Annotated in this window: 14 protein-coding genes and 1 pseudogene; all 15 read right to left on the reverse strand. The window is 63.9% G+C overall.

Annotated features, from left to right (window positions below; translation table 11 throughout):
• Nucleotides 1-52: 52 nt before the first annotated feature.
• Nucleotides 53-1,150, reverse strand: a pseudogene (fliF, locus tag ENZ74_RS07200) (flagellar basal-body MS-ring/collar protein FliF); the annotation flags it as partial.
• Nucleotides 1,151-1,284: 134 nt separating this feature from the next.
• On the reverse strand, nt 1,285-2,349 hold the full coding sequence (locus ENZ74_RS07205) for a flagellin (protein ID WP_027161432.1): 1,065 nt from the start codon (nt 2,347-2,349) through the stop codon (nt 1,285-1,287).
• Nucleotides 2,350-2,616: 267 nt separating this feature from the next.
• The gene (locus tag ENZ74_RS07210) at nt 2,617-3,618 is read right to left on the reverse strand and encodes a flagellin (protein ID WP_013529788.1); all 1,002 of its coding nucleotides are present in this window, start codon (nt 3,616-3,618) and stop codon (nt 2,617-2,619) included.
• A gap of 200 nt (nt 3,619-3,818) precedes the next feature.
• Nucleotides 3,819-4,550, reverse strand: coding sequence for a flagellar type III secretion system pore protein FliP (gene fliP, locus ENZ74_RS07215; protein ID WP_013529789.1), 732 nt, complete (start codon nt 4,548-4,550; stop codon nt 3,819-3,821).
• Nucleotides 4,547-5,041 carry a flagellar basal body-associated FliL family protein gene (locus ENZ74_RS07220; RefSeq protein WP_013529790.1) on the reverse strand — a complete coding sequence of 165 codons (495 nt, stop codon included), beginning with the start codon at nt 5,039-5,041 and terminating at the stop codon, nt 4,547-4,549. The genes fliP and ENZ74_RS07220 overlap by 4 nt, the downstream gene beginning before the upstream one ends.
• A 17-nt stretch (nt 5,042-5,058) precedes the next feature.
• Entirely contained in the window at nt 5,059-5,769 is a 711-nt protein-coding gene (flgH, locus tag ENZ74_RS07225; RefSeq protein WP_063168919.1) for a flagellar basal body L-ring protein FlgH, read from the reverse strand.
• The gene (locus tag ENZ74_RS07230) at nt 5,766-6,353 is read right to left on the reverse strand and encodes a MotE family protein (RefSeq protein ID WP_063168918.1); all 588 of its coding nucleotides are present in this window, start codon (nt 6,351-6,353) and stop codon (nt 5,766-5,768) included. The genes flgH and ENZ74_RS07230 overlap by 4 nt, the downstream gene beginning before the upstream one ends.
• Nucleotides 6,354-6,356: 3 nt before the next feature.
• Nucleotides 6,357-7,598, reverse strand: a complete 1,242-nt coding sequence (locus ENZ74_RS07235) for a flagellar basal body P-ring protein FlgI (protein WP_013529793.1) — start codon at nt 7,596-7,598, stop codon at nt 6,357-6,359.
• Nucleotides 7,595-8,122 (reverse strand): flagellar basal body P-ring formation chaperone FlgA, encoded by a 528-nt coding sequence (gene flgA, locus ENZ74_RS07240; RefSeq protein ID WP_127312710.1) that lies wholly within the window; start codon nt 8,120-8,122, stop codon nt 7,595-7,597. The genes ENZ74_RS07235 and flgA overlap by 4 nt, the downstream gene beginning before the upstream one ends.
• Before the next feature lie 3 nt (nt 8,123-8,125).
• Nucleotides 8,126-8,914, reverse strand: a complete 789-nt coding sequence (gene flgG, locus ENZ74_RS07245; RefSeq protein ID WP_013529795.1) for a flagellar basal-body rod protein FlgG — start codon at nt 8,912-8,914, stop codon at nt 8,126-8,128.
• An 11-nt stretch (nt 8,915-8,925) separates the two neighbouring features.
• The gene (locus ENZ74_RS07250; protein ID WP_013529796.1) at nt 8,926-9,252 is read right to left on the reverse strand and encodes a flagellar hook-basal body complex protein FliE; all 327 of its coding nucleotides are present in this window, start codon (nt 9,250-9,252) and stop codon (nt 8,926-8,928) included.
• On the reverse strand, nt 9,252-9,668 hold the full coding sequence (flgC, locus tag ENZ74_RS07255; protein WP_013529797.1) for a flagellar basal body rod protein FlgC: 417 nt from the start codon (nt 9,666-9,668) through the stop codon (nt 9,252-9,254). Before flgC ends, ENZ74_RS07250 begins: the two co-directional genes overlap by 1 nt.
• A gap of 2 nt (nt 9,669-9,670) precedes the next feature.
• Complete coding sequence (gene flgB / locus ENZ74_RS07260; protein WP_013529798.1) at nt 9,671-10,051, reverse strand: flagellar basal body rod protein FlgB; 381 nt, start codon at nt 10,049-10,051, stop codon at nt 9,671-9,673.
• An 80-nt stretch (nt 10,052-10,131) separates the two neighbouring features.
• Nucleotides 10,132-10,971, reverse strand: a complete 840-nt coding sequence (locus tag ENZ74_RS07265) for a hypothetical protein (RefSeq protein ID WP_063168916.1) — start codon at nt 10,969-10,971, stop codon at nt 10,132-10,134.
• Nucleotides 10,958-12,361: a flagellar protein export ATPase FliI gene (fliI, locus tag ENZ74_RS07270; RefSeq protein ID WP_024502685.1), complete on the reverse strand. Its 1,404-nt coding sequence runs from the start codon at nt 12,359-12,361 to the stop codon at nt 10,958-10,960. The genes ENZ74_RS07265 and fliI overlap by 14 nt, the downstream gene beginning before the upstream one ends.
• Nucleotides 12,362-12,486 lie beyond the last annotated feature (125 nt).

The following is a 12,486-nucleotide window of genomic DNA, read 5'->3' on the forward strand; positions in this document are numbered from 1 at the left end:
CCACCGTCTCCAACGGCTACACCGTCACCAAGATGTCGATTGCCGTGGTCGTCAGCCGCTGCTGGTTGACGACCACGGCAATCGACATCTTGGTGACGGTGTAGCCGTTGGAGACGGTGGCGATCTTCTTGGAATTGATCTCGTAGTTGGTGATCTCTTCCCTGCGGTCGTTCTGCGAGGAGGATTGCGGGCCATCGGTGGCGGTTGCCTGGGTCTCAGGCAGGTTCTGCTCGACGCTGGCCGGAGTGGAAGCCTGCTTCTGGTTGTTGTTCTCGTTGGCGCGCACCGACTGCACCGAGCGCTCGACGCGGGAATTCGGATCGAAGATGGTCTCTTCCGTCTGGCGGGTGTCGGTGTTGACCTCGGCCTTGACGCTGGCGCGGAAATTGTCGGGGCCGAGATAGGCCGTCAGCGCACGGCGGATGTTGTCTCCGATCTGCGCCTCGACGGTCTGCTCGACGCCGAGCGTGCGGGCGGCGCTGGTGTTTGAAGGGTCGTCGCCCGCAGCCAGCAGATTGCCGCTGGAATCGAGCACCGTCACCTTGTCGGCCGACAGGCCGGGGACGGCGGCGGCGACGAGATGGCGGATCGACATGGCGCTCTTTTCGGCGTCGATGCCGGCGTAGCGGATGACCACGGAGGCGGAAGGCTGCTGCTCGTCACGGCGGAAATTGGCGCGTTCGGACATGACGATGTGGACCCGCGCCGCCTTGATGCCCGATATCGACTGGATGGTGCGGGCGATCTCACCTTCAAGCGCGCGCACGCGGGTGATCTGCTGCATGAACGAGGTGAGGCCGAGCGAGCCGACATTGTCGAACAGTTCGTAGCCGGCATTGGCGCTGGTCGGCAGGCCCTTTTCGGCGAGCAGCATGCGCGCCTGGGCGGTGGTGCCGGCCGGCACCAGAACCGAGGTTCCGTCGGCGCCGACATCGAAGCCGATACCGGCTTCGCCGAGCACCAGGCCGATCTGGTTCACGTCGGCGCGGTCGAGCCCGACATAGAGCGTGTCGTAGGCGGGGCGGTTGAGATAGACCGAGGCGATGCCGATGACGCCCATCACCAGAACGGCGATGCCCGCCAGCATGGCGAGGCGCTTCACGCCAAACCCGCGGAGATTCGAGATGATGCTCTGGATCTGTTCCGGCACGGTTCGACGACTCCCAGCATGATTGTCCGCCGGAACTCTAGTCTTCGAAGCTTGTGCGAAAATGAAATCGGGCCGCGCTTGCGGCGCGGCCCGTCAGTTGGGATGCGAAAGGAGGGCGCCGGTGGCGCCCGCGATTAGTTCTTGAACAGCGACAGGATCGACTGCGAGGAGCTGTTGGCGATCGACAGTGCCTGGATGCCGAGCTGCTGCTGCACCTGCAGGGCCTGGAGGCGGGTCGATTCCTTGTTCATGTCGGCGTCGACGAGCTGGCCGACGCCGCGGTCGATGGAGTCCATCAGGCTCTGGGTGAAGGTCTTCTGCAGGTCGATCGAGCTCTTGGCCGAACCGATGATGGTGGCGGAATCAGTCAACTGGGCCATGACCTTGTCCATCATGGTGACCATCTGGGTGATGATGCCGTCGGTCACCCCTGGGGCCGTGATGTCGAGGTTGTAGGCGGAAATATTGTCGACCTTGGTGACCGCTCCCGCCGCCGTCTGGCCGGCAGTGTTCGCGGCGATATCCGTTCCTCCGCCCGCGATCACGCCAGCATAGGCGTTGTCATACAGGGTCTGGGCGGCGCCCGTGGAATAGATGGAGGTCTGGCGATCGAGGACGCCCTGGTTCTTGACCTCGGCGGCAAGGCCGTAGTCGAAAAGCTTGGTGCCCTCGACATTGATGTTGATCGTTCCGATCGAGACAGCGCCGGATGAAGAGCGATTGAATGAGGACACGATCTGCGAGTCGGGCTGGACGCCATCATTGGCGGCCGTGACCTGCTTGGAGGTCACCGCGAGGAAATTCGAGCCGGAGAAGGTGGCCGCATCGGCAAAGGACTTCATCTGCGTTTGAAGCGCCTTGATCTCGGTCTGGGTCTTCGCCTTGGCGGCATCCGTCTGGCCGACCATGGACAACACCTTGGTCTTGATCTGGCCGATCGTCGTCAGCACGTTGGTGATGCCGGTGTAGGCGGCATCGACTTTCGAGGCGCCGAGGCCGAGTGCATCCTGCACCGTCGACAGGGCCGAATTGTCCGAGCGCATGGTGGTGGCGATCGACCAATAGGCGGCGTTGTCCGAAGCCTGCGAGACCCGATAGCCGGTCGATATGCGGGCCTGTGTCTGTTCGAGCGACTTGTTGGTGGCGCTGAGGCTTTGAAGTGCGGTTAACGCCGAGGCGTTGGTCATGATGCTCGCCAAGAAAGTCGCTCCTTCTCAAAAGCCGACATGCTCAGACATGCCGGATGGGCCTGTTCAACGATTGGCATCGTGCCGTTCGGACCGATTCGCCAACTGTCGTAAGCTATTGGTTAACCATAACTAGCGCGGCATGGTTAACAGCCTGTTAAAAGCTGGCTTTTGAGAGTTAAGGATCGAGGATTGTGCGGGGCTGGAGCAAACGCAAATAGGGCCGCGCTTTTGGCGCGGCCCGAATTTCTAGTGCGAACTGTGGTTGAGCGGAGGCGATCAGCCGCGGAAGAGCGACAGGATCGACTGCGAGGAACCGTTGGCGATCGACAGCGCCTGCACGCCGAGCTGCTGCTGGACCTGCAGGGCCTGCAGACGGGTCGATTCCTTGTTCATGTCAGCATCGACGAGCTGGCCGACGCCGCGGTCGATGGAGTCCATCAGGTCCGAGGTGAAGGTCTTCTGCAGGTCGATACTGCTCTTGGCGGCGCCGAGCGTGGTGGCCGAGTTGGTCATATCGGCGAGCGCGGAGTCGATGACGGTCAGCATCTGCTTGATCTGCGAATCGCTGGCAGCCGTGCCACCCGAGAAGATGGAAAGCGAGGCGGCCGAATAGGTGTCGGTGGCCAGTGCAGCCGCCCCTAGAGCTGTCTGCGTGCCGGAGACCGCTGCGGCCACACTGCCGTCGCTGCCGAGGCGGTACGTGTCAAGGATGCCCTTCGCGAGGCCCGAGGTGGTACCAGCTTCATAGAGCTTGATGCTTTCCACCTTGACGTCGATGGTCGAGATCGAAGATGCGCCGGCCGCGTCACGGTTGAAGGCCGAAAGGATCTTCACATCGGCAGCCGTCGTGGCTGTTGAGCCGCTGTCTACGGACAGCATGTTGGTGCCGGAGAAGGTGGCGCCGTCGGCGTAGGACTTCATCTGCGCCTGAAGAGCGGTGATTTCGGTCTGGGTCTTTTCCTTCGAGGCGTCCGTCTGGCCGTAGGAAGCCAGCAGCTTTGCCTTGATCTGGTTGATGGTGGAGATCGCGCTGTTCATGCCGGTATAGGCGGTGTCGACTTTCGAGGCGCCGAGGCCGAGAGCGTCCGAAACGGTGGACATTGCCTGGTTGTCGGAGCGCATCGTGGTGGCGATCGACCAGTAAGCGGCGTTGTCTGAGGCCTGCGAGACGCGATAACCGGTCGAGATGCGGGCCTGGGTGTCCTGGAGGGATTTGCTGGTGGCGTTAAGGCTCTGCAGAGCCGTCAACGCGGCGGAGTTCGTCATGATGCTGGACATGGTACTCGTACCTTGGTTTTTACAGGTGTTTTTTTGACATACCGGGCCTCCCGGTATGACGGTGCGGCATCATGCCAATGATCTCTGAAATCGATCACCCGCCATCTGCGAGCGAATATGCGGGCAAGTCCCTACCAAAGGGCTAAACCGGACGGTTAATCGAAAATATATTGCTGGAATTTCGAGCCGGCGCGGCAGAGTCAGTTGAAGGAGCGCACCAGGCTGCCGACAAGCAGGTTCCAGCCGTCGATCAGGACGAAGAACAGGATCTTGAACGGCAGCGACACCACCGTGGGCGGCAGCATCATCATGCCCATCGCCATCGTGATGGTGGCGACGATCAGGTCGATGACCAGGAATGGCAGCACGATCAGGAAGCCGATTTCGAAGCCGCGCCGGATCTCCGAGATCATGAAGGCGGGCACCAGGATGCGCAGGTCGACGGTGTCGCGCGAAACGGTCTGGCCGCGCTCGCGGGCGAGATCGGCGAAGAGGTCGAAATCCTTGTCACGCACATTGTGCAGCATGAAGGTGCGGAACGGATCGGAAATCTTGTCGAAGGCTTCGGTCTGGGTGATCTGGTTGTCCATCAGCGGCTTGACGCCGGTGTTCCAGGCCTGATCGAAGGTCGGCGCCATGACATAGAAGGTCATGAACAGCGACAGCGAAATCAGGATGAGGTTTGCCGGTGTCGACTGCAGGCCGATGCCGGCGCGCAGGATCGAGAAGGCGATGACGAAGCGGGTGAAGCTGGTCACCATGATCAGCAGGCCCGGCGCGACCGACAGAACAGTCAGCAGGCCGAACATCTGGATGATGTAGCCGACGGTGGTGCCGTCAGCCTTGCCGATGCCGCCGAGATCGAGCTGCTGAGCCGCCGCGATGGAGGTGGCGGCGGCGATCATGGCGGTGGCGAGAAGGAACTTTCTCATTCGAGCAGCAATGTCCTGATGAGTACCTGTTTGGCGTGACCCTGGCTGCGGATCGCGGCGCGTTCTTCGAGGTCGGCCTTCAGGTGCTGGTAGCCGCTGGCTCCCTCGATCTGATGCATCTTCAACGTGCGCACCAGGGCCAGGAGATCTTGGTGGATGTCATCCGACATTGCCTGTGGCTGCGGCGCGTCATAGACGACGGACACCTCCATCCTGATCCAGGTGCCGGCAGGCGAGGCGATGTTGGTGGTGATCGGCGCCAGCACGACAAGCATCGGGCCCAGGCCTGGTTGCTCGGCTGCGGCGGGCTGCATGATCTTACCTTCGTTCTCAGGCGCGACCGGTACCGACGCCGGTGCGCCGACGCCCTTGAGATAACCGCCGGACATCCAACCCACGCCAATGGCGGCCGCCGTCACAAGCAGCAGCATGCCGGCCTGAATGACAGGGGAGGGACCCTTGCGCGGCTGAACCTGTTCAATATTTGCCACGGCGACCTGCCCCGATCCTAGAACGGAAGAACCTGGTCGAGGATCTGCTGGCCGTAGGCAGGTTGCTGGACCTCGGTGATGCGACCGCGTCCGCCGTAGGAGATGCGGGCCTCGGCGATGCGTTCGTAGGGGATGGTGTTTTCGGCGCCGATATCGGCCGGCCGCACGATGCCGGCGAGCGTCAGCACCCTGAGCTCGGCATTGACGCGCACTTCCTGCGATCCGGTGATCATCAGATTGCCGTTGGGCAGCACATCGGTGACGATCGCCGCGACATTGAGTTCAAGCGTTTCCGAGCGCTTGATCTCGCCGTCAGCCGTCGTGTCGGTGGTGGAGGTGAGCGCCCCGGCGCCCTTGCCGGCGGTGCTCCACTTGTCCCACTGCGCGCTGAGGTCATAACCGAGCTTGCGATTGGCGGTGCGGCTCCTGTCGTTCTGGTTCTTGAAGTTGGCGCGATCGTTGATCTTGATCTTGACCGTCAGGATGTCGCCCTGGGACAGCGCCCGCGGGTCGGTGAACAGCCGGCTCTGGCGGTCGTCCCACAACGAGAATTTCTTGACCGGCGCTGGCGGCGTTTGCGGATATCGATAGAGCGAGCCGGTGCTGCCGCCATCGATGCCGGAGCCGACCGGGGACAGGGCCGGCTCTCTGCCGACCTCCTTGAGGTTGGTTCCGCAACCGGACAGCATGGTAGTAACCGCGCACAGGACAAGCATCTTCCGGATCATGACGGATCTACCCTTCGGGCTGCGCTGGCCATAATGCCGGTGAGCGTCGCCGCCGCCTTCTGGTCCATTTCGTTGAGGATGACGCTCGCCTTGCGTGAATCGAGCTTCATCAATATAGCCGCAGCCAGGTCGGCGTTGACGATGGCCAGCCGCTCGGCGGCGGCGTCGGGTTTCATACCGGCGTAGATCTGGACGACGCCGTCCTCGGCCCGGGCCAGGAAAACCTCGCGCCGCTTCAGCCAGGTCTCGTATTCAGCTTTCTTTGCATCAAGAGCTTTCATGCGCTCGTCAATGCCAGCCTGGAGCTGCTTCAGTTCCTGCGCCTGCAGGACATAGCGGCGGTCGCGGGCGGCATCGGCGATGTTTGAGCAGAAGCGCTCGATCTCGCTTTGGTCCGGCGCCTTTTCCCGTGTCAGTTGCTGCGGCGCCGCCGCCACCTGTGCTCCCGGCAGGACCTGGCGGACCGTCTCCTCGCCGCGCGCGGTGCCGCCGGCAAAGGGCAGAGCCGCGAGAAAAGCGGTCGCAAGCAGGATCGCGGCTTTGCGGCGTCTGTCGTGGCGTGGGAAGGAGCGCTTCATCGGCATCGCCTATTGCAGAACCAGGTCGGCCTGCAGGGCCCCGGCCGACTTGATGCCCTGCAGAATGGCGATGATGCCGTCCGGCTTGACGCCGAGGCGGTTGAGGCCGGAAACGAGGGTCTGGAGATCGGGCCCGTCAAGCACGGCAACGCGGGCGTCGGGCCGGCTGGCGTCGATGGCGGTGAACGGTTCGATCGCGGTCTCGCCCTTGGAGAAGGGCTCGGGCTGGACGACGCGCGGCGCTTCGGTGATGCGCACGGTGAGCGTGCCGTGGCTGATGGCGACCCGTGAGATCTTGACATCATTGCCGATGACGATGGTGCCGGTGCGCTCGTCGATCACGACACGGGCCGGCGTGTCGGATTCGACCACCAAATTCTCGATTTCGGCATAGAAGCGCGCCGCCGAGACACCCTTCGGCCTTCTGATCTGGACGGTGCGCGAATCGCGCTCGGCCGCCACCCGCATGCCGAAGCGCTGGCCGGTGTAGTCGTTGATGGCGTCCGCGATGCGGATAGCGGTCGAGAAATCAGGATTGCGCAGCTGCAGCGTCAGGATCGCCTGATCGTCGAATTCGGCTTGGACGGCACGCTCGACGATGGCGCCGTTGGGCACGCGGCCGGCGGTTGGCACGCCTTGCGTCAGCTGCTCGGCCTGTCCTTGCGCGGTAAAGCCGGACACGATGACCGAGCCCTGGCCGACGGCATAGATTTCGCCGTCCGCCGCCTTCAGCGGCGTCATGATCAGCGTGCCGCCGGAAAGCGAGGTCGCGTCGCCCATCGAGGAGACGTCGATGTCGATGCGGGCGCCCGACTGCACGTAGGGCGGCATGTTGGCGGTGACGATGACGGCGGCGACATTCTTGGCGCGCGCGCTGCCGCCTTCGGTGGCGATGCCGAGGTTTTCGAGCATCGCGCGGATCGACTGTTCGGTGAATGGCGAGTTGCGCAGGCTGTCGCCCGATCCGGCAAGGCCGATGACCAGGCCGTAGCCGACGAGTTGATTGTCGCGCGAACTCTGCAGCTGGGCGATGTCCTTGATACGCGAGGCGACCTGGCCCGGCGGCAGCGAACTCGGCCCGGTCGAAACCCGGAACATGCGGCTGGTGGTGGCCGGATCATATTCGGGATCGTTGTAGACGCCGCCATTCTTGGCGGCGAGCTCGCGCTTGGCCTTCGGCGTCAGGCCGTCGGCCAGCGCCGGCTGCAGGCCAAGCACGGCTGCCAGGATCAAGGTAAGCCCGCGCATCATGAAGCGCTGACCTGGATGGTTCCATCCGCCATCACCGTGCCGGACAGGATTTTGCCGCTGTAGATGTTGCGAACCTTGACGAGGTCGCCCGCGGCTCCTGGTTGCAGCGTCACGGCGGTCGCCGAGATCGTCAGGCCGCCGGCGATGAAGAAGATCTGCACGGAGGCACCCTGTTCGACCAGCCAGGCCTCGCGGATGGCGGCGGAGGGAATGTAGCGGCCGGGCAGCAAGGTGCGCTTGGCGACCTTGCCATCCAGTTCTTCGGCCCGTGTGGCGACCGCCTCCGGCTTGTGCTTGCCGACGATAAGGGTGACCTGTTTCAGGGCAGCCAGGTTGATGGTCTCGCCGGGATAGATAACCCGGCTCGGAATAAGCACCACCTCGCCGCCAGCTTGATTGCTGGCGATCCGGGTGGCCGACTGGTTGGCCGATTCCTGGGCAAAAGCCGGCATCGTGCCGGTCACCAGCGCAAGGACGAGCGCGGTGCGGCGGAATGCGGACAGGAGGCCGGGCGTCGACATCATGCGTTACCTGATGTTCTTGGAGACCACGGAGGCCATGTCGTCGGCGGCCTGAATGACCTTGGAGTTCATCTCATAAGCGCGCTGCGCCGAGATCAGTTCGGTGATTTCCTTGACCGGGTCGACGTTGGAGGCTTCGAGATAGCCCTGCTGGATGGTGGCAAAACCGGGATCGCCAGGCACGCCGACATTCGCGGGCCCCGAAGCCGTGGTTTCCTGGAACAGATTGTCGCCAAGCGGCGCCAGGCCGGCCTCGTTGGCGAAATTGGCGATCTGAAGCTGACCGAGGTTCTGCAGGTCGGTCTGGCCGTCGATGCGGGCGAAGACCTGGCCGGTCTTGTTGACGATGACCTCGACGGCATCAACGGGAACATTGATTGCCGGAATGACCGCAGCGCCGTCGACCGTCACCAGCTGGCCGGTGGCGTTGGTGTTGAGAGCGCCGGCGCGGCTGTAGAGCGTGCCGCCGTCGGCACCCTCGATCTGGAACCAGCCCCTGCCGGTCAGCGCCAGGTCGAAACTGTTGCCGGTGCTGGTCAGTTCGCCCTGGGTGTGCACGTTGCGCACCGCCGTCGTCTTGACGCCGAGGCCGATCGAGACGCCCTCCGGCACCAGCGAGGCGTTGGAGCGGTTGGGCACGCCTTGCGTGCGGTCGACCTGATAGAGCAGGTCGGAGAATTCGGCACGGGCGCGCTTGTAGCCGGTGGTGTTGATGTTGGCGATGTTGTTGGCGATGACTTCCAGATTTGTCTGCTGGGCATTCATGCCGGTGGCGGCGATGGCGAGTGCTTTCATGGCGGAATTCCTCAGATGCCCATTCGACTGACTTCGAGATAGGCAGAGACCACCTTGTCGCGTATCGCGACGGCGGTCTGAAGCGCCTGCTGCGCGCTCATCACGGCGTCGACCACCTGGCGGGTGTCGGCATCGCCCTTGAGCGCCTGCATCGATACCTGCTCGGCATTCTGCATCGTGTCGACGGTCTTGGAGGCTGCCTGGCTCAGCGCCTCGGCAAAGGAGGTGCCGACATTGCCACCGGCCGACGGTGTCGCGCCGCCCTGGAGCAGGCTTGTGGCGGCGTCATCGCCGCCGATCGACGGCTTGAACTGAAGGGCTCCGATACCGCTGATCATTACTGGTTCCTCATCAGGTCGATGGTCATGGAAATCAGGTCGCGGGCCTGCTTGACCACCTGAAGGTTGGCCTCGTAGGAGCGATTGGCCTCGGTCATGTCGGCCATTTCGATCAGCACGTTGACGTTGGGCATCTTGACGTAGCCCTTCTCGTCGGCGGCCTCGTTGCCGGGCTGGAACTCGACTGGAAAGTCACTGGGATCTCGATCGATCGAGTTCACTGCAACCGTTGAACTGCCGGAGGCCCGGTCGAGCTCGGAGACGAAGCTGATGGTCTTGCGGCGATAAGGGTCGGAGCCGGGCGCGGTGCCCGTCGACTGGGCGTTGGCGAGGTTCTCGGAAACCACGCGCAGGCGTTCCGACTGGGCGCCGAGGCCGGATGCTGCGACTTTGAGGGCTGCGGTCAGTGCGTCCATGGTCAGCTCTTCACCGCCATCATCATCATCGAATGGAACGCCTTGACGATCGCCGTGTTGAGCTCGAAGGACCGGCGCACCTCGCCGGCCTTCAGCAACTGGTCTTCCAGCACGACCGAGTTCTTGGACGGCATGACAACGCCGTCATCTTCCTGCGGCTTGATGGTGAAGCCGGCATTGGTCGCTGCATTGCCGAGATGGCCGGCCTGGGTGGCCTGCAGCGATACGGCGGCGCGGTCGAGCACTTTTTCGAATGGCTCGACGTCGTTTGCCGTATAGCCTGGCGTGTTGGCATTGGCGATGTTGCCGGCCACGGCCGACTGGCGCACGGCCAGCCATTGCGCTTGCTTGGCGGCGAGGTCGAAAAGGGAAACGGGCTCCATGGGAATCTCCGAGCAGGTACCCAGAGACTAGGCCGCCAGTCTTGCGCGGGCCTTGCGGATGGCCGGAAGCCGGAGATCGTTTATCGGGACAGTTCGATCACCTGGTCGGCACTGGTGATCATGACCCATTTGCCGTTGCGCTGCTCGATGGAGGATACCTTGCTGGAATCCGGCAGTATCGAGCCGCGCTGGACCATCCAGAGGCCAGCGTCGTCCTGGATCATGGCGCGGCCGTTGGCGACATGAACCATGCGGAATTTCGCCGCGTCGGCCGGAAACGGTTGCTCGTCGGATGCGGCTGCGGGATCGGCATCATCCCGCACCGTCCCCGTGGCAAGAAGATCGAGATTGGCCGCGGGAACGTCCTTTGCCGTCAGCGGCGCGCTGCGTTCGGCGACCACGCCGCCGCCCGCTCGCCCGGAATTAGAGCCTGTGCCGCCGAACTTCATCGCCTGGACGCCAAACTGGTCCTGGTTGAAGAAGATATACCAGGGGAACAGGGCGCAGATCAGGCCGAGCGCGATGCCGAGCGCGGCAATGACGAAATCGCTGCGTCGGTCGGACTTCTTCTCCAGTCGGGGAAACGGCGCCTTTGGCGGCTGCGGCCATTCGGTGCGCGGGAACAGGCCGTCGATCAGCGATTCCCGGCTGGCCTGCGTCATCTCGGCAGCCACCGCCTGGGGAGCCCGGGACAGAGCGGGTTCGACGGGCCTGGCCAGATCAGGATCGGCTTTGCCAGCCCGTGGCAGGATTGGCTTGACGGCTCTGGCCAGAACGGCCTCGGCTTTGGCCGCGATGGCACGGGCGGCCTTTGCTTTGGCGGTTCTCGCCGTGTCAGCCTCTGCCTGCTGCGCGGCATTGGCCTCGGCGATCATGTCGCGCAGGATGCGCTCGGTGTATTCGCGTTCAGTCTCCGGCATCGGCGTTCAGCTTGCTCTTGAGGTGGCGGGCGAGATCGGAGAACGGGTCGGCTGAGGGGCGATCCTTCGGCCCTTGCGTCAGCGCTTCATAGATCAGCGGCACCTGGCGCACGGCGATGTCGAGTTCGGCATCGACGCCGCCCTGATAGGCCCCGAGCAAGCGGATATCGCGTGTGTCCTCGAAGCGCGAGATCATCGACTTCAGCCTTGTCACCAGCGCGCGCTGTTCGACGCTCCAGGCCTTTCCGGCCAACCGCGATATGGACGACAGCGGGTTGACGGGGGGGTAGCGACCCTGTTCGGCGATCGTGCGGTCGAGCACGACATGGCCGTCGAGGATGCCGCGCACGGAATCGGCGACCGGGTCGTTGTGATCGTCGCCGTCGACCAGTACGGAAATGATGGCGGTGATCGATCCCTTGCCTTCCGTACCCGGCCCGGCGCGTTCGAGCAGCTTGGGCAATTCGGTGAACACCGAGGCCGGATAACCGCGGGCGACCGGCGGCTCGCCGGTTCCCGTCGCCACCTCACGCAAGGCGTGAGCGAAGCGGGTGATCGAATCCAGCACCAGCAAAACGCGATGCCCCTGGTCGCGAAAATGCTCGGCGACGCGCATGGCGGTGTCCGGCGCACGCCGGCGCATCATGGCGCTTTCGTCGCTGGTGGCGACGACGGCGATGGTCTTGGCCATGCTGTCGCCGATCGTGTCCTCGAGGAATTCACGGACTTCCCGGCCGCGTTCGCCGATGAGGGCCACCACGACGGTATCGAATGCGTCGGCTCCGGCGAGCATGGCGAGCAGCGTCGACTTGCCGACGCCGGAGCCGGCAAAGATGCCGAGGCGCTGGCCGAAGCAGAGCGGCGTGAAGATATCGATGACCTTGACGCCGGTCATGAAGGCAGTGCCGACGCGTTGCCGCGCCATGGCGCCCGGCGTCGTCTGGGCGCCGCGCGATGTGTCGTCTCCCCGGGCGAGCGGCGGGCCGCCATCGATCGCCCTGGTGAGTGCGTCGATGGTGCGGCCGCGCCATGAGGCATGCGGTGCCACCACAAGCGGACCGCGGCGGAACACGGCATCACCGATGCCGGAATCGGCGCTGCGTTCGAAGGGTGCCACGACGGCCTCGTCGCGGCCGATCTTGACGATCTCGCCGCGGCGCGCACCGGCATGGCCGGGCTGCTCGACGATGTCACCCAGCCTGGCGAAGCCGGAAAGGCCGTGCACCTTGTAGTGCGTGGGCGTGACTTCGATGACGCGGCCGCCGCGCTTGAGCAGTGCCTCGGCGTCGGCGAAACGCCGCCAGACCCGTTCCAGGGCGGCAAGCCGGTCTTCCGGTGCCGGCTGGAGTTGTCTTTCGAGTGCCCGCAGGGATGGCTGGTCGAGCGACATGGACTATTTCGAGCCGAGCGTCTTGATCGCCTCGTCGGTGGACGAGTCGGTCTGGCGCATCAGGGCGGCCGTGTTCTCGAAGAGTCCAATGTCAATCCGGTGCTGGAGATCACCAGGTTGATCAC

Origin of the sequence: Mesorhizobium sp. M7A.F.Ca.CA.002.15.2.1, from assembly GCF_003998715.1 — a bacterium.
GTDB lineage: Bacteria > Pseudomonadota > Alphaproteobacteria > Rhizobiales > Rhizobiaceae > Mesorhizobium > Mesorhizobium ciceri.

Bases quoted from the DNA above. Each gene is read 5' to 3' on its own strand.
- ENZ74_RS07210 (WP_013529788.1), bottom strand. From the start codon at position 3,618: ATGTCCAGCATCATGACGAACTCCGCCGCGTTGACGGCTCTGCAGAGC.
- fliP (WP_013529789.1), bottom strand. From the start codon at position 4,550: ATGAGAAAGTTCCTTCTCGCCACCGCCATGATCGCCGCCGCCACCTCC.
- flgH (WP_063168919.1), bottom strand. From the start codon at position 5,769: ATGATCCGGAAGATGCTTGTCCTGTGCGCGGTTACTACCATGCTGTCC.
- ENZ74_RS07230 (WP_063168918.1), bottom strand. From the start codon at position 6,353: ATGCCGATGAAGCGCTCCTTCCCACGCCACGACAGACGCCGCAAAGCC.
- ENZ74_RS07235 (WP_013529793.1), bottom strand. From the start codon at position 7,598: ATGATGCGCGGGCTTACCTTGATCCTGGCAGCCGTGCTTGGCCTGCAG.
- flgA (WP_127312710.1), bottom strand. From the start codon at position 8,122: ATGATGTCGACGCCCGGCCTCCTGTCCGCATTCCGCCGCACCGCGCTC.
- flgG (WP_013529795.1), bottom strand. From the start codon at position 8,914: ATGAAAGCACTCGCCATCGCCGCCACCGGCATGAATGCCCAGCAGACA.
- ENZ74_RS07250 (WP_013529796.1), bottom strand. From the start codon at position 9,252: ATGATCAGCGGTATCGGAGCCCTTCAGTTCAAGCCGTCGATCGGCGGC.
- flgC (WP_013529797.1), bottom strand. From the start codon at position 9,668: ATGGACGCACTGACCGCAGCCCTCAAAGTCGCAGCATCCGGCCTCGGC.
- flgB (WP_013529798.1), bottom strand. From the start codon at position 10,051: ATGGAGCCCGTTTCCCTTTTCGACCTCGCCGCCAAGCAAGCGCAATGG.
- ENZ74_RS07265 (WP_063168916.1), bottom strand. From the start codon at position 10,971: ATGCCGGAGACTGAACGCGAATACACCGAGCGCATCCTGCGCGACATG.
- fliI (WP_024502685.1), bottom strand. From the start codon at position 12,361: ATGTCGCTCGACCAGCCATCCCTGCGGGCACTCGAAAGACAACTCCAG.